Genomic DNA, 18,106 nt, shown 5'->3' on the forward strand with positions numbered 1-18,106 from the left:
ACTCAACTCCCGTCCGGAGCAGGGTGGTTGGTGGGGTAGGCGCAGAGCACGCACATGCCGAGGGAGCGCGGCATGCAGTAGCTGTAGGTGACCTTGCAGACCGGGCAGGTCTGGCGGGCCAGCATGGCCAGCGCGAGGGCGCCCCACTTCCGCGATGTCATCGGCCGTACCGGCAGCGCGAGGTCGATGCGGTAGAGGTAGGCGACCCGGACCGTGCCGGCACGGCGATTGATGCGCATGACCTGCGCCGCTATCGGCTGACCCCCCGGACGCAGCCCCCGCGCCCGCAACTGCCTGCGGGTGGCGTACTGCTCGTCACTGGGGGCGTACTTCCAGGGGAAGGTGGGGATGCCGTAGCGGGCGCCGGTGGGGTCGTAGCACTTGCCGAACGCGGCGGACATCACGGCGTCCCGACAGCGGCGGCGCGCTCGGTACGGATCGTGTCGCGCAGCATGCGGGCGTTGGCCGGTGAGGTGTGGATCTCGCGGCGGATGCCTTCTGCGGTCACCTTCGTGTCCGGCAGGTTGGCAGTCGCCTTGCGGGCCTCATCGAGCAACTGCGCCTGTGTGCGCTTGGGTTGGGGTGATCGGGCCACGTTGGGAACCCGACCGGTTGCCGCACGCGGGCGGGTCGATGCCGCCGCGACCGTGACCGTGCGCTGGGGAGTCGACCCGATCGAGTTGACCGGGGCTGACCCGATGGCGGGTACGGGCTTGAGCGGCAGAGCCGACTTCAGGAACCCGAGCGCGACCGGATTGGGCGTCCGTACCGGGTTCGCCACGGCGGACGCGGTGATCGGCGCGGGGGTCGATTCCGGCAGGTCAGCCGTAGACCGTTTCACTGTGGTCTCGGTAGATTCCTCCGCATTCGCGACCGGGGCCGGAATCGGGGCGGGCTGGTGGTGCAGCACCTTCGCGACGAGATCGGAACCGAAGTAGATCGACCCGACCGGAAGCGACGTGGCCAGCAGGACCAGGGCCCAGTTGGCGGGGTCCCAGTCGGCAAGCCGTCCCCAGTCGACCGTGGCCCCGTGCAGCGCGGGGACCAGGCCGTGCACGTAGTTGAGAACCAGCGAGGCACCCGTGTAGGTGCCCAGCACCCGCAACGCGAACTTCCGGTCGTCGCCCGTGAGGACGAGGGTGGCGACCAGGGCCAGGGCCATCAGGCCGTCGACCACGAACGGGTACAGGGTCGCGGCGGTGTGATCCGCACCGATCGCGTTCGCGATATCCCGCAACGCGTTCCACGACACCCGGAACGCCATCCCGACCACCACGACCAACGCGGCGACGAGCAGCTTCCTGCCTTTGGAGTTCATCACGCCACCTCCTTGCCGGTGGTGCCGGGCCGTCCGGTGCGGCGCCCGGCGGTGGTCGTGCAGCCGGGCGTGGCGGCGGCGGGGTCACACCAACCGCCACCGGCGCGCTTGGCCCTGTACATGGCCTCATCCGCAAGCCGCATCAGCAGCGACAACGCCACCGGACCCCCCTGAGGGGCATCGGGAAGGAGGTCGCTGCTGAGCGAGGCACCGATAGAGACACCGACCGTCAGGTCACTGCCCTCGAAGCGGAACGGGGCGGTGATCGCGTCATGCAGCGCGTCCAGCAGCCAGGGCAGGGTGTGCGTGCCGGGCAGCGGGACAGCGGCCACGAACTCGTCTCCCCCGAGCCGTCCTGCGACCGCGCCGGGGTACGCGGACACGGCGTCGGTCAGGCTCGCGGCGGTGGCGCGGATCGCCGCGTCCCCCGCCGCGTGGCCGGCCGTGTCGTTGAGGGCCTTGAAGCCGTCCAGGTCGACCAGGATGAACGCCGTGTGCATCTGACGGCCCAGAATCCGCAGGGCCGCCCGCTCGAATGCGGCACGGGTCCACAGGCCCGACAACGGGTCCCGGCGAGCCGCCGTCAGGCGCCGGCCCAACAGCAGCCCGTGAACACCCCATCCGCAGGCCAGCGGGCCCGCCGCCGAAACAGCCGTCAGGAGAGCGTTCATGCCGCACCTCCCGCCGCGATCAGCGCCGCGAGAACGAGCAGGGCGCCGCCGGCCTGGGTCAGGTCGACCGCGCGGCGCAGGCAGGTGAACTTGGCGACCGCCAGGCGGGACAGGCCCGCAATGTCGGCGGCGAGGTCACCGGACACGGCGTCGGTGATCTGCTCGGGGGTGAGGGTGGCCCACAGGGGGAAGCCGTGCCGACCGCTCAGGTTGGGGCGTACCGAGCGCAGCAGCAGTCCCGCAGCCGCGAGCAGCAGTCCCATGCCGAGCGCACCGACCGCCAGGGCGGGCGGGGTGAGCGGGAGGGAACTGCCGATGGTCCAGGCGCCGGCCAGGACCGCGCCGACGAACGCCAGCAGCAGCGCGGTCTTGTTGTCGGTCCGCGCGATCTCCGCCTTCACCTCAGCGTGCGCGGCTGTCAGGTTCTGTTCGGTGGTGGCGTTCATGCCACACCGCCCGACGTGCCCTCGGCACCCTGGTTGGCCAGCTCACGGCGGGCGGTGAGCAGACGGCGCCGGGCACGGCGGATGCGCTGCTGGTCCAGCTCGCTCGGGGAGCGGTCCAAGGTGATGATCTGCGCGTCGATCAGGTCGACGTCCGCCAGGATGACGGGCATCTCGGAGTCGATCGCGTCCAGTTCCGCGTTGGTGGGCTCAAGCCATTCGGCGAACGCGGTAACAGCTTCCTGAACAGTCACGATGGAGTTCATGGGTCGTGTTCTCCCTGCAAGGTGGCAACGGCCCGAACCGCGCCCCCGGTGTTAGAGCACCGGGGGCGCTTGCCGTTGGGGTCGGAATGTCCGGCTCCCCTCGACCCCTGCCGTGTGGACTCCGCAAGCGCGGGCCCGAACGGCAGAGGGAGGCAACCGGCGCGGCGCTAGCCGCCGCGAGGCTGAAAGAAAGTGGACCGAGCTACCACACAGGCGACGCCGACCGGTCCATCACGGCGACACCCAAAGCTGTCGTTGGAGCATCGGAACTCCTGTCGGTCGAAGAGACGGGAAACATCACTGCAAGGGGGACCAAGTCCCCACACTCCGGCCGTTGCTCGCGGTCGCCGGGCCACCTCCCCAGTACGGGCCGAAACCCTGTTTCACCTGGGCCTTAGCGGGCGGTCTTGCAGCGTTCTCCGCCCTGTCGGAGCAGCCCAAAGAAGGCCCCCCCTAGCGCCCCGCTGAACTAGTTCTGCGGGGCGCTGTGACGATTAAGGCACGGTCTGGAGTGGACGTCAATAGAACTAGTTCAGAGAGTCTGAGGCTCGCCCGATCGACCCCGCAGTGATCCCGGCTATCCTTCTAGGACTAGTTCTGTAAGACTGGGGGCGCGTGAGTCGCACATCGAGGGAGTCAGACGTGGAGGAGACCAAGGTTCCGAAGGTTCAGAGGCTCGCCGCTGAGCTTCGGAAGAAGATCCGGGAGGGGGTGTATCCCCCGAACTCTGCGCTGCCCAAGGTCCGAGAACTTCAGGAATCCGAAGGCGTCGCCTACCAGACCGTGCGCGACGTGTACCGAGTACTCGAAGACGAGGGTTTGATCATTTCTCGCAGGGGTGAGGGCACCTTCGTGTCTCCGATCCTCGGGAAGATCCACCGGGACGGAACTGGCCGCTACATCAAGTCGGCCAGGGAAGAGGCCGGCGCCCGTGGTGCGTTCGCGGCAGAAATCGCCAGGCTGGGGATGACCTCGAACGCGACAACCGTGATCAGTCGGGAGCGGCCACCGAAGCGGGTTGCCGAGATTCTCGGCATCCATCACGCCGCGAAGGCGCTGGTCAGAGCGCGAGTCATGCGCGCTGACGCCACCGTGGTTCAGGTGGCGACCTCGTACTTTCCTGGGGATGTGGCGTTCGATACGCAGCTCGAACAGCAGGACACCGGAGACGGTGGAAGCAAGTCTCGTCTCACCGAACTCGGGTACCAGCAGACCAGCATCCGAGAGTCCATCGACGTACGGCCCCCGAGCAAGACCGAAGCCGAGTCGCTCGGCGTCTCAGCCGACAGGCTGGTCTACGAGATCACGCATGTTGGCCTGACCGAGAGCGGCAGGGCTGTGGAGGTCTGCGTGCACGTTATGCCCATCACCCTTTGGTCACTCAGCTATGAGTGGCCCATCGACCAGCCCACCGCCTGAGAGGAAAGACCGAAGTGAGCAGCAACACCGCCATCGTCCGTGACGCCACAGAGCGCTACCGCACCGCCCGCCGGGAGGCCGGCGAAAGCCGTGGCGCCTTCGAGACCGAGATCAAGCGACTTGGCGGGACTCCTCGTGTGGAAACCGCGATCCGTCGCGACACGGCGCCCGCCCACGTGGCTGAGCTTCTCGGCATCGAGACCTCCGAGCAGACCGTGATCCGAGCCCGGCACATGTACGACGGTGACCGCCTGGTCCAGCTTGCCGACTCGTACGTGCCTGTGGACGTGGCGGAGGCCGCCGGGGTTGAGAACCCCGACCCCGGGCTTGGCGGCATCATCAGCCGGATGCGTGACGCTGGGTTCGAGCAGACCGAAGCGATTGAGGAGGTCACTCTGTACCCGGCGACCTCGATCGAAGCGGAGGCGTTCGGGGTTGAGGTCGGTAGCAACCTGCTTCAGATCACGCACACCGGATACACCAAGGCCAGCCGTGCCGTGGAGGTCACCGTGCACCGCCCTAGCCCCGGCTGGGTCCTGCGCTACAGCCCGCCCCTCAGCTGAACCCTGCCCATGGCGACGGACCGCACCGAACGGTGCGGTCCGTCGCTGTTTCTGCCCTTCCGGATCTCGCGTCGTAGCAGGTCACACATGCTCTCCGGGGCCGTCTGTGGGCCGTCCGAGGGTGGCCAACGACGACAAACGACGACAGATGACGACGGATACCGGGCACAGGCCCGACCGCCGCGCCGCTGGTCAGAGCGCTGGACCATACGGGTTTCCCACGGGGGCCAGGGGTCAGGCAAGATGGACTACATCTGCCCACTCCAGATTTCAAGCTGCCGGACGGTTTCTCTTGGCTGAGTACATCTACACCATGCGCAAGACGCGCAAGGCGCACGGCGACAAGGTCATCCTTGACGACGTGACGCTGAGCTTCCTGCCCGGCGCGAAGATCGGTGTGGTCGGGCCGAACGGTGCCGGTAAGTCCACCGTTCTCAAGATCATGGCGGGGCTCGAGCAGCCCTCCAACGGTGACGCGTTCCTGACGCCCGGTTTCAGTGTCGGCATCCTCATGCAGGAGCCGGAGCTGGACGAGACCAAGACCGTCCTGGAGAACGTCCAGGACGGCGCTGCCGAGATCATGGGCAAGCTCAAGCGCTTCAACGAGGTCGCCGAGCTGATGGCGACCGACTACTCGGACGCGCTGATGGACGAGATGGGCAAGCTCCAGGAAGACTTGGACCACGCCAACGCCTGGGACCTCGACGGGCAGCTGGAGCAGGCCATGGACGCGCTGGGCTGCCCGCCCGGCGACTGGCCGGTCGTCAACCTCTCCGGCGGTGAGAAGCGCCGCGTCGCGCTCTGCAAGCTGCTGATCGAAGCCCCGGACCTGCTCCTCCTCGACGAGCCCACCAACCACCTCGACGCCGAGTCGGTGAACTGGCTGGAGCAGCACCTCACGAAGTACGCGGGCGCCGTCGTCGCCGTGACGCACGACCGGTACTTCCTGAACAACGTCGCCGAGTGGATCCTCGAACTGGACCGCGGCCGTGCGATTCCCTACGAGGGCAACTACTCCACGTACCTCGACAAGAAGTCCACCCGCCTCAAGGTCGAGGGCCGCAAGGACGAGAAGCGCCAGAAGCGGCTCAAGGAGGAGTTGGAGTGGGTTCGCTCCAACGCCAAGGGCCGTCAGACCAAGTCCAAGGCGCGCCTCGCCCGTTACGAGGAGATGGCGGCCGAGGCCGACAAGATGCGGAAGCTGGACTTCGAGGAGATCCAGATCCCGCCGGGCCCGCGTCTGGGCTCGATCGTCGTAGAGGTCCAGAACCTCTCCAAGGCGTTCGGCGACAAGGTCCTCATCGACGACCTGAGCTTCACGCTGCCGCGTAACGGCATCGTCGGGGTCATCGGTCCCAACGGCGCGGGCAAGACCACGCTGTTCAAGATGATCCAGGGCCTTGAGACCCCGGACTCCGGCTCCATCAAGGTCGGCGACACCGTCAAGATCAGTTACGTCGACCAGAGCCGCGCCAACATCGACCCCAAGAAGTCGCTGTGGGCCGTCGTCTCCGACGAGCTCGACTACATCAACGTCGGCCAGGTCGAGATGCCGTCGCGGGCCTATGTGTCCGCCTTCGGCTTCAAGGGCCCGGACCAGCAGAAGCCGGCCGGTGTCCTCTCCGGTGGTGAGCGCAACCGCCTGAACCTGGCGCTGACCCTCAAGGAGGGCGGCAACCTGCTGCTCCTCGACGAGCCCACCAACGACCTCGACGTGGAGACCCTGTCGTCGCTGGAGAACGCGCTGCTCGAGTTCCCCGGTGCGGCCGTGGTCATCTCCCACGACCGCTGGTTCCTGGACCGGGTCGCGACGCACATCCTCGCGTACGAGGGCGAGTCGAAGTGGTACTGGTTCGAGGGCAACTTCGAGTCGTACGAGAAGAACAAGGTCGAGCGACTCGGTGCGGACGCGGCGCGTCCGCACCGCGCCACCTACAAGAAGCTGACCCGGGGCTGATCTTCTTGCGCCACATCTACCGTTGCCCGCTGCGCTGGGCGGACATGGACGCGTACGGCCACGTCAACAACGTGGTCTTCCTCCGCTACCTGGAGGAAGCCCGTATCGACTTCCTGTTCCGCCCGGAGAAGGACTTCCAGCAGGGCTCGGTGGTGTCGCGCCACGAGATCGACTACAAACGCCAGCTCGTCCACCGGCACACACCGGTGGACATCGAGCTCTGGATCACCGAGATCAGGGCGGCGTCCTTCACCATCACCTACGAGGTGAAGGACGGCGACCAGATCTACGTCCGCGCCTCCACGGTCGTCGTCCCGTTCGACTTCGCGGCACAACGCCCGCGCCGGATCACCGCCGAGGAACGGGAGTTCCTGGAGGAATACCGGGACGACGCCGAGGACGAGGCCGTAGCCGCATGACGGTCCTCCACCTCGCCGACGAAGGGGAGACGGCGGACTTCGCGGCCTTCCTCTCCCGGCTGCTCCACTACGACCGCGGCGCCGCGGTCCGCCTCCAGGCGGCCGGCACGGCCCTCGCCGTCTTCGGGCGTCCACCGTCCTTCGAGGTCCTCGCCGTCCGCGCGGTACGCCTCGCCAAGCCGTACGAGAACGGCCTCGACGTCACCCTCGACGTGACCGTCTCTGCCGGTGAACTCCTGGAAACCCTCGACGAGTTGGCAGCCACGGCCGGCGTACCGGCCGCGGTGACCGGCCCGCCGTGGGCCGGAGTGCTGCCACCCCGCGGCGGCTGGACCCCCGAGTCCGGCCTCCCCGGCCCGCAGGCACTGCGCGGGATGATCGCCGCCGGAGTCGCCGAATTCCGCTCCCGCACCCAGGAGTTGACCCCCGAGACCCGCACGCGCGCCGAACTCGACCGCGTCGGGCGGGAGATCTGGTCCCGCACGGTCGGCGACACCTCACTGCCGGTACGCGCGGTCCACGCGGCCCAGTCACTCGGATTCCTGCGCCCCGGCGGCGAGTCGGTCCTCTTCTCGTCGGGCGCGTGGCTACGGCTGCGCACGCCGTACGGCTCGATCGCCGTACGCAGGGCGGGAGTTGGGACGCTGGGCGTCAGCGTGCGCTGAGCGCGCCGCCGAACTCCCCGCACGGTAAGTCGAACTCCCCGCACGGTAAAGGGAGTTCAGCCCGCCGTGGCTCAGCCCGCCGTGTTCACCATCGAGGCGGCGGCGTACGTCAGGTAGTTCCACAACGTGTGCTCGTGCTCCTCGGACAGCCCGAGCTCGTCGACGGCGACCCGCATGTGCTTCAGCCACGCGTCGTGCGCGGCCTGGTCCACCTGGAACGGGGCGTGGCGCATCCGCAGCCGCGGGTGGCCGCGGTTGTCGCTGTACGTCGTCGGGCCGCCCCAGTACTGCATCAGGAAGAGGGCGAAGCGCTCCTCGGCCGGGCCCAGGTCCTCCTCCGGATACATGGGCCTCAGCAGCGGGTCCCCGGCGACGCCCTCGTAGAAACGGTGGACGAGGCGGCGGAAGGTCTCCTCCCCGCCGACCTGCTCGTAGAAGGTCTGCTCCTGAAGCGTGCCGCGCCGAATCTCTGTCACGCTCCCATGGTCTCAGACCGGGCGACGGAGGACTTCGGACCTACGACCGCTCGCCTCCCGGCCCCTACGGCAGGACAGTGGACGTATGAGCGCGCACGCTCTCGACAAAGACCTGGACGCCGTCGCCGTCGCCGCGCGGGCGGAACTGGTGCGGTCGATCGGGCTGAGCGGCGCCTGGGACGCGGACCCGGGGTGGCGAGCGGCGTTCGCGTCGGTGCCGCGGCATCTCTTCGTGCCGTACTACTACGTCGGTGCCGAGGGCGGCTACGAGCGGCTGTGGGGCGGCAGCCCCGACCCGCGCACCCGGGAGCGCTGGCTGCGCGGGGTGTACGCCGACGTACCGCTCGCCACGCGGTTGCGGGACGGCGAGCTGGTGTCGTCGAGCAGCCAGCCCTCGCTGATGGCGCGGATGCTGGCCGAACTGCGGGTCGCGGACGGCGCCCGGGTCCTGGAGATCGGCGCAGGGACGGGCTATAACGCGGCGTTGCTAGCCCACCGTCTCGGCGACGCCCTGATCACCACCGTCGACCTGGAACCGGAGATCACCGAGTCAGCGCGCACCCACCTCTCCGCCGCCGGATACCGCCCGACCGTGGTCACCGGCGACGGCTCCCGAGGAGTCCCCGAGCACGCCCCCTACGACCGGATCATCGCGACCTGCGCCCTGACATCGATCCCGCGAGCCTGGCCAGCCCAGTGCAGCCCCGGCGCCCGCATCCTGGCCCCCCTGGCCACCGGCCTGATCGCCCTCACCGTCCACGACGCGACCCACGCCGAGGGCACCTTCCTGAACACGGCCGCGTACTTCGTCCCCCTACGCGGCACCGAGCCCGCCGTACAGGGCGAGATCCCGCACCGCCCCGGCGACCACGAACTACTCCGCTTCCTGCTCACTCTCACCCACGGCACGCTTGCTCCGCAGGACGCCCGTGACCTGTGGGAGCAAGAAGGAAGACCAGGCCGAGAGCGCTACGGCATCACGCTCGCCGACGAGCAGGCATGGGCATGGCTAGACGCCCCGGAGGGCTCGCACGCCTGGCCTCTCCGCTGACTACAGCGCCCCGAAAGGGGCGCGGGGAACTGCGCGACCAGCCACGACGGGCCCGCAGACGACCAAGAACCCATCGCGGCAATTCCAGCTGGCGCCGACGCCTAACCCCGCCGGACAGTGATCGTCGTCCAAGCCCCCACATGCACCCGATCCCCATCCTGCAACGGCACCGGCACAAACGGCTGAATAGGCTCCTCGCCACCATTCACCGTCGTACCGTTCGTCGAGTTCTGGTCGACAACCGCCCAACTCCCGTCCGGCTGCTGCACCAGCACCGCGTGCTGATGCGAGACACCCGGATCCTCCGGCGGCACCGACAGGTCGATGTCGGGGGACTCACCGGTGGAGTGCCGACGCCGGCCGATGGTGATCTGGTTGCCGGTGAGCTGCCGCTGCTGCTCGGGCGAGTACGCGGGCAGATTGAGCCCCGCGGCCTCCGGTCCCGAGCGCTGCATCATCGCCATGAAGTACTCGCGGTCCGGCCCGATCGTCGCCATCCACGTCGTCGGCTGCTGCTGGTACGCCGGACGCGGCGGGGGCGGGGCCTGGGTGGAACCGGGCTGCGGATAGCCGTAGCCACCACCCTGACCGGGACCGCCGGGGCCACCGGGACCGCCCGGGGAGCCGGGGGTCGGCGGGGAGATCACCCAGTCGTCGTCACCGCCGCCGAAGGACGGGCCGCCCTGCTGCGGACGGTTCGTCTCCTGCGGGAACCCGGGCGGGGCCGGCGGCGCGGACTGCTGGAAGGCTTGCGGAGCGCCGCTGGTCGCGCCGGGGCCCGCGGGGGGCGTAGGTCCGGGCGGCGGCGGGATCGGCCGCGAGGGGTCGGGGCCGAAGCCCGAGGGACCCTGCGGGTTCGAGGGCTCGTTGCCGAACGGTCCGGGCGGACCCTGCCGCTCGCCGCCGAAGGCACCGGGGCGGCCCCCGCCGAACTCACCCTGGCCGGGGCGCTCGTTGCCGAACTGGCCGCCGGGACCCGGGGGTTGCTCGTTGCCGAACGGATTGGGCCGGCCGGGCGCCTCGTTGCCGAAGGGCGAGGGCGAGCCGGAGGCCTCGTTGCCGAACGTCCGCGGCGGGCCGGACGGGTCGTTGCCGCCGAAGGGCGCGGGACCGCCACCCTGACGCTCACCACCGAAGCCCTGCGAGCCGCCGGGGCCGCCGGGCCCACCTTGCCGCTCGTTGCCGAAACCTTGTGCGCCCGGACCGCCGGGACCACCCTGGCCACCGGGTCCGCCTTGGCGTTCGCCACCAAAGCCTTGGGAGCCCTGGCCACCGGGTCCACCGGGACCGCCCGGGCGCTCGTTGCCGAAGCCTTGCGAGCCGGGTCCACCAGGACCGCCGGGCCCACCTTGCCGCTCATTGCCGAAGCCCTGCGAGCCGGGACCACCGGGGCCACCAGGTCCGCCGGGCCCACCCTGCCGCTCGTTACCGAACCCCTGCGAGCCCGGACCACCCGGTGCACCGGGCCCACCCTGCCGTTCGCCACCGAAGGCACCGGGACCGTTCGGCCCACCAGGACCAGCGGATCCACCAGGTCCACCGGGACCGCCAGGCGCCCCAGGTCGTCCCGCCGGGTCACTGCCGAACGGAGGTATGGGCTCAGCCGGCCGGTTCATCTGCGACGGCCGCGACCCCTGGTACTCGTAGGGGTCACTGCCGTACGACGGACCGGGACCCGGACCGGGCGGCGGAGGCTGCTGCTGGAAGCGGGACGCCGGGCTCGGGCCGGGGCCCGGTCCGGGCGTCGAGGGGCGCGGCGCGGCCGGGGTGTACGACGTCGCCGTGTTCGTGAGGAAGTTCCACCGGCACTCCTCGCAGAACGGCGCACCGCCCTCGCGGGGTGTGCGGCACTGCGGGCAGAGCTCCGCCTCGGCGGACGGGCCGCGGCCGGGCGCGGGCGGCGGGAAGCCGTAGCCGCCGCCGGGGGGCGGGGGAGGGGGCGGGGGCACGGCACCGGCCATGCGGTGACCGCAGACCTCGCACCAGTCGTCGGAACCCGACTGGTGTCCGTTCGGGCAGGTCGGCATGTCGGCGCGTCCCCCTTTCGCACAGGGTCGTTCTCGGTCTCACGGAGTGGTGCTGGTTAGGTCACTTCTTTACACGAACAGTCTTTGTGGACCGTGTCTCGAGAGTCATCTCGTCGGCCTCCGCGACCTTCGCCTTCAGTCGCACAGTACCCGCCGCGGCATCGACCACGTCCACCACCTTCGCAAGCAGTTTCGCAGTATCCGCGTTTCCGGAGACGCTGGCGAGCTGAACGGCCCGTCCCAGTTTGGCCGTTGCTCCATCGACATCACCCGATTTGCGGAGATCGAGGCCTTGTTGGATGACTTGCGCCAGTTCGGCCTGGCCGGTGTAGTGCGCTACCTGCGGATTGATGGACGTGGAGGCCACCATGTCGTCGGTCCACAAGGCCTTCACCAGGCCCTGGGCGCCCAGGTTCTGGGTGCTTCCGTCGGGCTGCGGGACGACCAGCGAGACCCGCGCGGCCAGCATCTCCTGGCCGATGCCAGCCTCGGGGACCTCGACGCACACGTGGTAGTCACGGGACTCGTCTCCCCAGGACCCGGTGGGGTAGTCCCCGGCGCGGGGGCCCGCTTCGGTGCGGCGGTCGGTCAACTCCTCGACCCTGGGCGCGACTTGCTTGACGAATTTGATGGCCGTGCCCACCGGCGTCCACAGCCGCAGCGCGACGTCCGCGACCCCCTTGCCCATCGCCGTCTCCATCATCTTCGTGAAGTCGGCGGAGAGCGCGGCCGGGTCGGCGACGATGTCGGCGGTGCCGAGCAGCGCGGAGGCGATCCCTGTGACTTCTTTCACTTCCCAGTCGGTGCCGACGCCCCGCGCGTCACAGGTGAAACGTCCGGCGCAGGAGCCGAGGGACGCCTTCAGGTCCTCCGGCGCCTCGTGCTCGTTGCGGCCGTCGGTCAGCAGGATGCCGTGGCGTATGGAGACGTCCGCCGAGGACAGCAGCCGGTCGGCGAGCCGCAGCCAGGTGCCGATCGCCGTACCGCCGCCCGCGCTCAGCTTGCGCAGCGCGTGCTTGGCCTGGTCCCGGGTCCGGGAGTCGGCCACCGCGAGCGCCCCGCCGCCCGGATAGACCTCCTTGGCGACATGCGTGCCGCCGATCACCGCGAAGTGCACCCCGTCGCGCAGGGTGTCGATCGCGGCGGCCGTGGCGTCGCGGGCGTTGCGCATCTTGGTCGGCGGGTAGTCCATCGACCCCGAACAGTCGACCATGATCGCCACGGCCGCGTCCGGGCCCTGCCCGGCCGAGTACAGATGGGGCGCCGCGACCGGGCTCCCGATGGTGCCGCCGCCGGTCGAGGTCACCGTGACGATCGCGTTGACCTCGCGACCGCCCTCCGGCAGGTACTCGTTCTGGTACACGTCGACCGAGAACTGTGGCACGTTCGACTTCGAGAAATTGGCCATGCCTACTCTGATCCCCCTCAAGTACCCCACCTGAATGGGGCGATGACTATGTGCGGACCGGTCCCCACCGGTCCGAGGCCGTCCCCGTCAAATGTGGCCTCAGCCGATTACTGCCCCTTGCGGCGGTACCGGGAACGGCACGACGGCCACTGTTACGTTGTCGTGGCCCCCGCCGTCCAGCGCGTGGCCGACCAGGACCTGGGCACTGTGCAGCGGGCGGACCATGGCGTCGGGGGGGACGACCTCGGCCATCTCCTCGGCGGACTCCGCGTAGTTCCACAGTCCGTCCGTGCACACCACCACTACACCCGGCCGGTCCGGCTTGAAGGAAGCCGTGTGCGGCTCCAGTTCGTACGCGTCCGCGCCGAGCCAGCCGGTGATCGCGTGGGCGCGCTCGTCGGCGTAGGCCTCCGCCTCGTTCATCAGGCCCGCGGCGACCATCTGGGCCGCCCACGAGTCGTCCTCGGTGAGCCGGGCCGGCGGTGAACTGCGGTCCACCGGGATCCAGTAGGCGCGGCTGTCGCCGACCCAGCCGACGACCAGGAGGGTCGGGGTGACGATGGAGGCGACCAGGGTGCAGGCCGGCGCGTTCTGGTGCGGGGCGTGCTCGCGGGCCGTCGCGGGCTCCTGGGCAAGGGAGTTGACCGCGTGCGAGGCCGCGATGATCGCCTCGTGCATCGCCGCCTGCGGATGCGTGCCCTGCGGCAGCGCGGCCAGCAACGCCTCACCGGCCTGCCGCGAGGCGGCCAGCGAGGCCGCGTCGGGACGCGTCGCCGACGACACCCCGTCACACACGACCGCGACCAGCGCGGGCGCCCCGTCGGGCAGCAGGCACTGTCCTACGGCGAAGGCGTCCTCGTTGCGATGGTGCCGCAGCCCGCGGTCGCTGACCGCCGCGAGCGGGCCCAACTCCTCTTCCATGTGGTCGCGTTCGCGGGGCTGGGCGTGCCCGCAGTTCTCGCAGTAGCCGTCCGGGTCCACCCGGCCCGAGCGGCAGGCCACGCACACCTTGACGCCCTCGCCCGCGGTCGGCGGATCGGCGGCGACCCGCGGGTCCGGCGCCTGCAGCGGGTACTCGTCGGGCTCCGGCGGCCGGTCGAACCGTACGCCCGTGGCCGGGGAGACCGGCGAACCGGTGGGCGGCAGCGGGGCGTTGGACGGCAGGGGGGTGCCGCCCGAGTCGGTGCCGGCCAGGTCGGTGGGCAGATGGACCGTCGGCGAGGTCTCGGCGCCCTCCGGCTGGGGTACCACGGGCCAGTTCACGTCCGCTGCCTCCTCGGGTGGGAGCGGCACCGCGCCGTTCATGGTGAGCGTCGGGTGGTCGTCCGGCGGCGCGGGCACGGCGGACAGGTCGTATCCGCACGCACCGCAGAAGCGGTCACCCGATTCGAGCGGCTCTTCGCAGCTCGGGCAGGCGGCGAGCTGGGGCATCTGCGACATCAACTACACCCACGTCCGGGGGCGGTAACGGTTGGCTCGTTCCACCAGGTCGATCCTCTCCTCGCCGTCCCGTGCCAGCCGGGCCAGCGTGCGGTACGAACGCTCCAGGCCGAAGCGGAGTCCCCGCTCGTCCAGCTCGCTGCCGAGCAGCTCCCGCCGCGTGAGCGGTACGGAACCCTGGCCTCCGGAGAGTATCCAGTCGAGGGCGCGGCCGAGGACCTCGGCCGACAACCGCTCGCGCCGGACGGCGTCCAGACCGTATCCCTCCAGCGCTTCCACCTGTCCGGCGGCCGCGGTCAGATCGTCCAGGAACGGCGTGTCGTCGGCCGTCGCGGCCCGCTCCCGAAGCCGCGCCCGTACGGCGGCCACACGCGCGGCCGTGTAGTGGATGGACGCCTCGGGCACCGACTCCAGCGTCCGTACGGCGCCCGGCCGGTCGCCGGTCGCGAACTGGACGCGGGCCAGGCCGAAGGCCGCGCTCACATAGCTCGGGTCGGTCGACCACACCAGCCGGTAGTACTCCGCCGCGTTGTCCAGCTGCCCCAGCACCTCGGCGCACAGGCCCAGCGCCAGCTTCGGCGCGGGCTCGCCCGGGAAGGCGTCGTAGATCGCGTCGAAGGACAGCGCGGCGGCCTCGTAGTCACGGGTCGACAGCGCGGCCACGCCCGTGTACCAGACCACCCGCCAGTCGTCGGGCCGCTCGTCCTCCAGCTTCGCCAGGGCGTCCAGCGCGGTGTACGAGTCGCCGTTCTCCAGCCAGGCCCGGATCTGCCGCAGCCGGGTCTCCACGGACGGCGACGGCGCGGATGCGAGCGCGCCGAGCAGTTCGGTCGCCGCGGTCGCCATCAGGCCCGCCAGGAAGCCCGCGTTGGGGTCGGTCGGGTCGACGTGCGGAACGGGCAGCGCGAGGGCCACGGCGGGGGAGTCGACCTGCTTGACGGTGCTCGGCGCGCTGCCGTTCAGCGCGGTCAGCACCGGGCCGCCGGTGGGCCGTTCGGCAAGCGCCGTGCCGGTGCGGGCACTTGAGGTCCGCTTCGGCGGCTGCGCCGCTCTCGCCCCCAGCAGGGACACGTCCCCGTCCAGCTTGGGGAACAACTCCGTGTCCGTGACCTTGAGTTCGGGGCCGAACAGGGTGGACAGCGCCGGGCGGGCCCGGCCGGTCTGGAGTGAGACGACCTCGCGCAGGACGCCCGTCAGCTGCTCGGCCATCTCCTGCGCGGAGGCGAAGCGGCGGGCCGGGTCGGGGTCGGTGGCGCGGACCAGGAGCCGGTAGAACGACTCGTAGCGGCGGAAGACCTCGATGTTGTCCGGGTCGGGCAGGGAGTCCACGAAGATGTTCGTGTAGCCCTGGAAGTCGAAGGTCATCACCGCGAGGGTGCGGGCGACCGTGTACAGGTCGCTCGCCACCGACGGGCCGACCTCCGCGACCTCCGGCGCCTGATAGCCCACCGTGCCGTAGATGGCCGACTCGTCGTCGTCCATCCTGCGCACCGCGCCCATGTCGATCAGCTTGAGCTGGTCCTCGGTCTGGATCGCGTTGTCGACCTTGAAGTCGCAGTACAGCAGGTTGCGGCTGTGCAGGTGGCCGAGCGCCTCCAGGGCCTCGATGCCGTACGCGCAGGCCTGCTCCACCGGCAGCGGATCGCGCTTCCCGCTCTCTGTACGGCGGTCGTTGGCGATCTCCTTGAGGGACTTGCCGCCGACGTACTCCATGACGATGTACCCGTCCAGCGAACCCGTCCGCTGGTCGAGGTGCTCCACGAAGTTGTAGATCCGCACGATGTTGGCGTGCTCGATCTCGGCGAGGAAGCGCCGCTCGGAGATCGCGGCCTCCATCGCGTCCTGGTCGCCGGTGTCGAGGAGGCCCTTGAGGACCACCCAGCGGTCGGAGACCGCGCGGTCCACGGCGAGATAGACCCAGCCGAGGCCGCCGTGCGCGAGACAGCCCACGGTCTCGTACTGGCCGTGCACGATGTCGCCGGCTTCCAGCTTGGGCGTGAACGAGTACGGGTTGCCGCACTTGGTGCAGAAACCCTCCGTGCGCCCCGGGCTGTCGCCGCGGGAACGCCCCACCGGCGCACCGCAGTCCGAGCGCGAGCAGAACCGCTTGCGCTCGGGCACCTCCGGGTTCTCCAGGACCATCTCGCGCGGGTCGGGCCGCGGCACCCCCGGCACCTGCACCAGACCGACCCCGAGCCGGCCCCGGCTGGAGGTCCCCGACGACGAACCCGAGCTGCGCACCGACACCGAACGGCCCGTGGAGCGGCCCGACTCCGAGCGCGAGAGCCGCCCCGACACCGAGCGCCGGGACTTCGCCGACTGCGACGACGTACGCGAACTGCGGCTGCTGGTACGGGAACTGGCGCTGCCCGCACCCCGCGAGCCCTTGCCGCTGGTCATCCCGGTGGGCGGTGAGCCGATCGCCCCTCCCCCAGAGGGGGGACCCCCAGCCGCCACCACCGGCGCCAGACCGCAGGTGTCGCAGTACAGCTCGCCGCCGCCGACGTCCTCGTACGAGCCCTCGCAGCCCGGCCGTTGACACTTCCGCTGTGTCTCACTCATGACCGACCCCGCTTCTCCCTCGTCACTCACGCGCCCGGCCCCCTCTGGTCCTCGGGACCGCCCTGCGGCTGTGTCCGCGGCGCGTTGAACTGCTCGGCCGCCGCGTGCTGGTAGCGCAGCACCGCCTGTTCGGCGACGCGCAGATCGCAGGGCGCGCTCCACAGCATGCGGCGGGCCGCGTCGTACCGCTCGATCAGCAGCGGGTCCTCCGCGAGGCCGTGCCGGGCGACCTTCGCCTTGTACGCGTCGAGGCGGCCGCGCAGCTCCGCGCGGACCGCGAGCGGCTGGGTGACCGCTGTCAACGACTCGCGGGCGCGCAGCAGTTCGTCCTCCGCCTTCTGCTCCAGGGACTCCAGGAGCGGGGACAGGCGGTGCCACTGGGCGTGTCTGCGGTACTCGGCGGCCGTCGACAACTGCTCCTGGAGCACGGTCGGCGGTCCGCTGACGGCCGGCACCTCCGTGGCGGCGATCTTCGCGAGGACCTCACCGCGCGCGGTGCGTGCCTCGGCGAGCGTGCGGTCCGCGCGGGAGAGCACGTCCCGCAGCTTCACCAGCCGCGCCTCCGCGTCCTGCCGGACGGTGAGCACGGCGTCGATCTCGCGGCGCACGTCCTCCAGGGCGCGCGCCTCCCGGTCGTAGACCGTGGTGTCCGGGCGGCCGCCGCCGGGGGCCGAACTCCCTTGTGCCCGCACCCAGTAGGCCAGCGGGTCGGAGATGACCCGCTCGCGCAGGTCGGTCAGGACGCGGGTGATGCGCTCCAGGTCGTCGCCCGCCGGGTGTTCGCCAGGGCGGACGCCGACGGAGTGGGCGAGCTGGCGGGTGCGCTGCAACTCGGCGGCCAGTAAATCGATCCGGGCGGGCAGCGCCGACCACACCGCGTCGGAGGTGACGACCATGTCCAGCGAGTTCGCGTACAGGTCGTTCATCTCGTCGACGAGCGAGTTCAGCGAGAACTGGTGGCTCAGCTTGCTCGAACCGCCGGTCAGCGTCGGCATGTTGGCCGTCGCCGTGGTGGAACCGGCGACCGTGACGGACTCGCCGCGCAGCAGCTCGGTCAACTCGACCAGGTCCTCACGGCTGGACCAGCGGCGCCGCGAGCGGATGCTCTGGGCGGCGTGGAACGCGTCCGTGTAGGCGTCGAAGTACGCCCACAGCAGCGTGATCGACGCGTCCGTGGACGCCCAGCGCTCCTTGGTCGTGCCGGTCAGCTCGGCGCCTTCGAGGAGTCTGCGGCCCGCGTGGTCCTGGAGGGCGAGGAGCGAGGTCTCGATGGCCTCGTGCTCCGCGCCGAGCCGCGCCAGCGCACGGTCCACCTCGTCCCGGTCCATTACCGGCCCGGGGGGTCCCGTGACGCCGCCCATCGATCACCTCTCGCTGCGTTGTGTTCCGTGGAAGTCCGTTGTGTCGTTCGGTAATTGACG

17 protein-coding genes are annotated in these 18,106 nt (G+C 70.4%); 6 read left to right on the forward strand and 11 right to left on the reverse strand.

Translation table 11 applies throughout. From position 1 onward, the window contains the following. Window positions 1-2: 2 nt before the first annotated feature. From SPR02S_RS53065 to SPR02S_RS53085, 5 genes are read right to left on the reverse strand one after another with little or no spacing between them, the layout of a single operon-like run. On the reverse strand, window positions 3-401 hold the full coding sequence (locus SPR02S_RS53065; RefSeq protein ID WP_019065192.1) for an RRQRL motif-containing zinc-binding protein: 399 nt from the start codon (window positions 399-401) through the stop codon (window positions 3-5). Beyond that, window positions 401-1,318 carry a DUF2637 domain-containing protein gene (locus SPR02S_RS53070; RefSeq protein ID WP_019065193.1) on the reverse strand — a complete coding sequence of 306 codons (918 nt, stop codon included), beginning with the start codon at window positions 1,316-1,318 and terminating at the stop codon, window positions 401-403. The genes SPR02S_RS53065 and SPR02S_RS53070 overlap by 1 nt, the downstream gene beginning before the upstream one ends. Beyond that, complete coding sequence (locus tag SPR02S_RS53075; protein ID WP_019065194.1) at window positions 1,318-1,989, reverse strand: GGDEF domain-containing protein; 672 nt, start codon at window positions 1,987-1,989, stop codon at window positions 1,318-1,320. The genes SPR02S_RS53070 and SPR02S_RS53075 overlap by 1 nt, the downstream gene beginning before the upstream one ends. Next, window positions 1,986-2,435, reverse strand: a complete 450-nt coding sequence (locus SPR02S_RS53080; RefSeq protein WP_019065195.1) for a Pycsar system effector family protein — start codon at window positions 2,433-2,435, stop codon at window positions 1,986-1,988. Before SPR02S_RS53080 ends, SPR02S_RS53075 begins: the two co-directional genes overlap by 4 nt. Next, window positions 2,432-2,698 (reverse strand): DUF6284 family protein, encoded by a 267-nt coding sequence (locus SPR02S_RS53085; RefSeq protein WP_019065196.1) that lies wholly within the window; start codon window positions 2,696-2,698, stop codon window positions 2,432-2,434. Before SPR02S_RS53085 ends, SPR02S_RS53080 begins: the two co-directional genes overlap by 4 nt. Window positions 2,699-3,340: 642 nt before the next feature. Between SPR02S_RS53085 and SPR02S_RS53090 the strand changes: the two genes are divergently transcribed. The 5 genes from SPR02S_RS53090 to SPR02S_RS53110 all read left to right on the forward strand — a co-directional run bounded on the left by SPR02S_RS53090 (window position 3,341) and on the right by SPR02S_RS53110 (window position 7,721). Next, window positions 3,341-4,117 carry a GntR family transcriptional regulator gene (locus tag SPR02S_RS53090; RefSeq protein ID WP_019065197.1) on the forward strand — a complete coding sequence of 259 codons (777 nt, stop codon included), beginning with the start codon at window positions 3,341-3,343 and terminating at the stop codon, window positions 4,115-4,117. A 14-nt stretch (window positions 4,118-4,131) separates the two neighbouring features. Further along, window positions 4,132-4,680, forward strand: coding sequence for a UTRA domain-containing protein (locus SPR02S_RS53095; protein ID WP_019065198.1), 549 nt, complete (start codon window positions 4,132-4,134; stop codon window positions 4,678-4,680). Between the two features lie 292 nt (window positions 4,681-4,972). After that, complete coding sequence (gene ettA, locus SPR02S_RS53100; RefSeq protein ID WP_019065199.1) at window positions 4,973-6,637, forward strand: energy-dependent translational throttle protein EttA; 1,665 nt, start codon at window positions 4,973-4,975, stop codon at window positions 6,635-6,637. Between the two features lie 5 nt (window positions 6,638-6,642). Further along, complete coding sequence (locus tag SPR02S_RS53105; RefSeq protein WP_026151716.1) at window positions 6,643-7,056, forward strand: acyl-CoA thioesterase; 414 nt, start codon at window positions 6,643-6,645, stop codon at window positions 7,054-7,056. After that, entirely contained in the window at window positions 7,053-7,721 is a 669-nt protein-coding gene (locus SPR02S_RS53110; protein ID WP_019065201.1) for a DUF8185 domain-containing protein, read from the forward strand. Before SPR02S_RS53105 ends, SPR02S_RS53110 begins: the two co-directional genes overlap by 4 nt. A gap of 71 nt (window positions 7,722-7,792) precedes the next feature. On the opposite strand, the gene SPR02S_RS53115 is transcribed toward SPR02S_RS53110, so the two are convergent. Continuing rightward, complete coding sequence (locus tag SPR02S_RS53115) at window positions 7,793-8,197, reverse strand: globin (protein WP_019065202.1); 405 nt, start codon at window positions 8,195-8,197, stop codon at window positions 7,793-7,795. An 85-nt stretch (window positions 8,198-8,282) separates the two neighbouring features. Between SPR02S_RS53115 and SPR02S_RS53120 the strand changes: the two genes are divergently transcribed. Beyond that, window positions 8,283-9,248 carry a methyltransferase domain-containing protein gene (locus SPR02S_RS53120; RefSeq protein ID WP_019065203.1) on the forward strand — a complete coding sequence of 322 codons (966 nt, stop codon included), beginning with the start codon at window positions 8,283-8,285 and terminating at the stop codon, window positions 9,246-9,248. Window positions 9,249-9,349: 101 nt separating this feature from the next. Here SPR02S_RS53120 and SPR02S_RS61490 read toward each other — a convergent pair whose 3' ends face one another. From SPR02S_RS61490 to SPR02S_RS53145, 5 genes are all read right to left on the reverse strand, one after another. Next, complete coding sequence (locus SPR02S_RS61490; RefSeq protein WP_078623293.1) at window positions 9,350-11,275, reverse strand: FHA domain-containing protein; 1,926 nt, start codon at window positions 11,273-11,275, stop codon at window positions 9,350-9,352. Window positions 11,276-11,336: 61 nt separating this feature from the next. Next, complete coding sequence (locus SPR02S_RS53130; protein WP_019065205.1) at window positions 11,337-12,683, reverse strand: vWA domain-containing protein; 1,347 nt, start codon at window positions 12,681-12,683, stop codon at window positions 11,337-11,339. Between the two features lie 99 nt (window positions 12,684-12,782). After that, window positions 12,783-14,126 carry a PP2C family protein-serine/threonine phosphatase gene (locus tag SPR02S_RS53135; RefSeq protein ID WP_019065206.1) on the reverse strand — a complete coding sequence of 448 codons (1,344 nt, stop codon included), beginning with the start codon at window positions 14,124-14,126 and terminating at the stop codon, window positions 12,783-12,785. Continuing rightward, window positions 14,127-16,685, reverse strand: a complete 2,559-nt coding sequence (locus SPR02S_RS53140; RefSeq protein WP_026151717.1) for a serine/threonine-protein kinase — start codon at window positions 16,683-16,685, stop codon at window positions 14,127-14,129. A gap of 26 nt (window positions 16,686-16,711) precedes the next feature. Next, window positions 16,712-18,013, reverse strand: a complete 1,302-nt coding sequence (locus tag SPR02S_RS53145; RefSeq protein WP_019065208.1) for a hypothetical protein — start codon at window positions 18,011-18,013, stop codon at window positions 16,712-16,714. Window positions 18,014-18,106 lie beyond the last annotated feature (93 nt).

It is taken from the genome of Streptomyces prunicolor NBRC 13075, from assembly GCF_000367365.1.
Taxonomy (GTDB): domain Bacteria; phylum Actinomycetota; class Actinomycetes; order Streptomycetales; family Streptomycetaceae; genus Streptomyces; species Streptomyces prunicolor.

Excerpts from the sequence above, each read along its gene's own strand:
- SPR02S_RS53075 (WP_019065194.1), bottom strand. The coding sequence starts at position 1,989 with ATGAACGCTCTCCTGACGGCTGTTTCGGCGGCGGGCCCGCTGGCCTGC.
- SPR02S_RS53145 (WP_019065208.1), bottom strand. The coding sequence starts at position 18,013 with ATGGACCGGGACGAGGTGGACCGTGCGCTGGCGCGGCTCGGCGCGGAG.
- SPR02S_RS53120 (WP_019065203.1), top strand. The coding sequence starts at position 8,283 with ATGAGCGCGCACGCTCTCGACAAAGACCTGGACGCCGTCGCCGTCGCC.
- SPR02S_RS53070 (WP_019065193.1), bottom strand. The coding sequence starts at position 1,318 with ATGAACTCCAAAGGCAGGAAGCTGCTCGTCGCCGCGTTGGTCGTGGTG.
- SPR02S_RS61490 (WP_078623293.1), bottom strand. The coding sequence starts at position 11,275 with ATGCCGACCTGCCCGAACGGACACCAGTCGGGTTCCGACGACTGGTGC.
- SPR02S_RS53110 (WP_019065201.1), top strand. The coding sequence starts at position 7,053 with ATGACGGTCCTCCACCTCGCCGACGAAGGGGAGACGGCGGACTTCGCG.
- SPR02S_RS53065 (WP_019065192.1), bottom strand. The coding sequence starts at position 401 with ATGTCCGCCGCGTTCGGCAAGTGCTACGACCCCACCGGCGCCCGCTAC.
- SPR02S_RS53080 (WP_019065195.1), bottom strand. The coding sequence starts at position 2,435 with ATGAACGCCACCACCGAACAGAACCTGACAGCCGCGCACGCTGAGGTG.
- SPR02S_RS53130 (WP_019065205.1), bottom strand. The coding sequence starts at position 12,683 with ATGGCCAATTTCTCGAAGTCGAACGTGCCACAGTTCTCGGTCGACGTG.
- SPR02S_RS53085 (WP_019065196.1), bottom strand. The coding sequence starts at position 2,698 with ATGAACTCCATCGTGACTGTTCAGGAAGCTGTTACCGCGTTCGCCGAA.
- SPR02S_RS53140 (WP_026151717.1), bottom strand. The coding sequence starts at position 16,685 with ATGAGTGAGACACAGCGGAAGTGTCAACGGCCGGGCTGCGAGGGCTCG.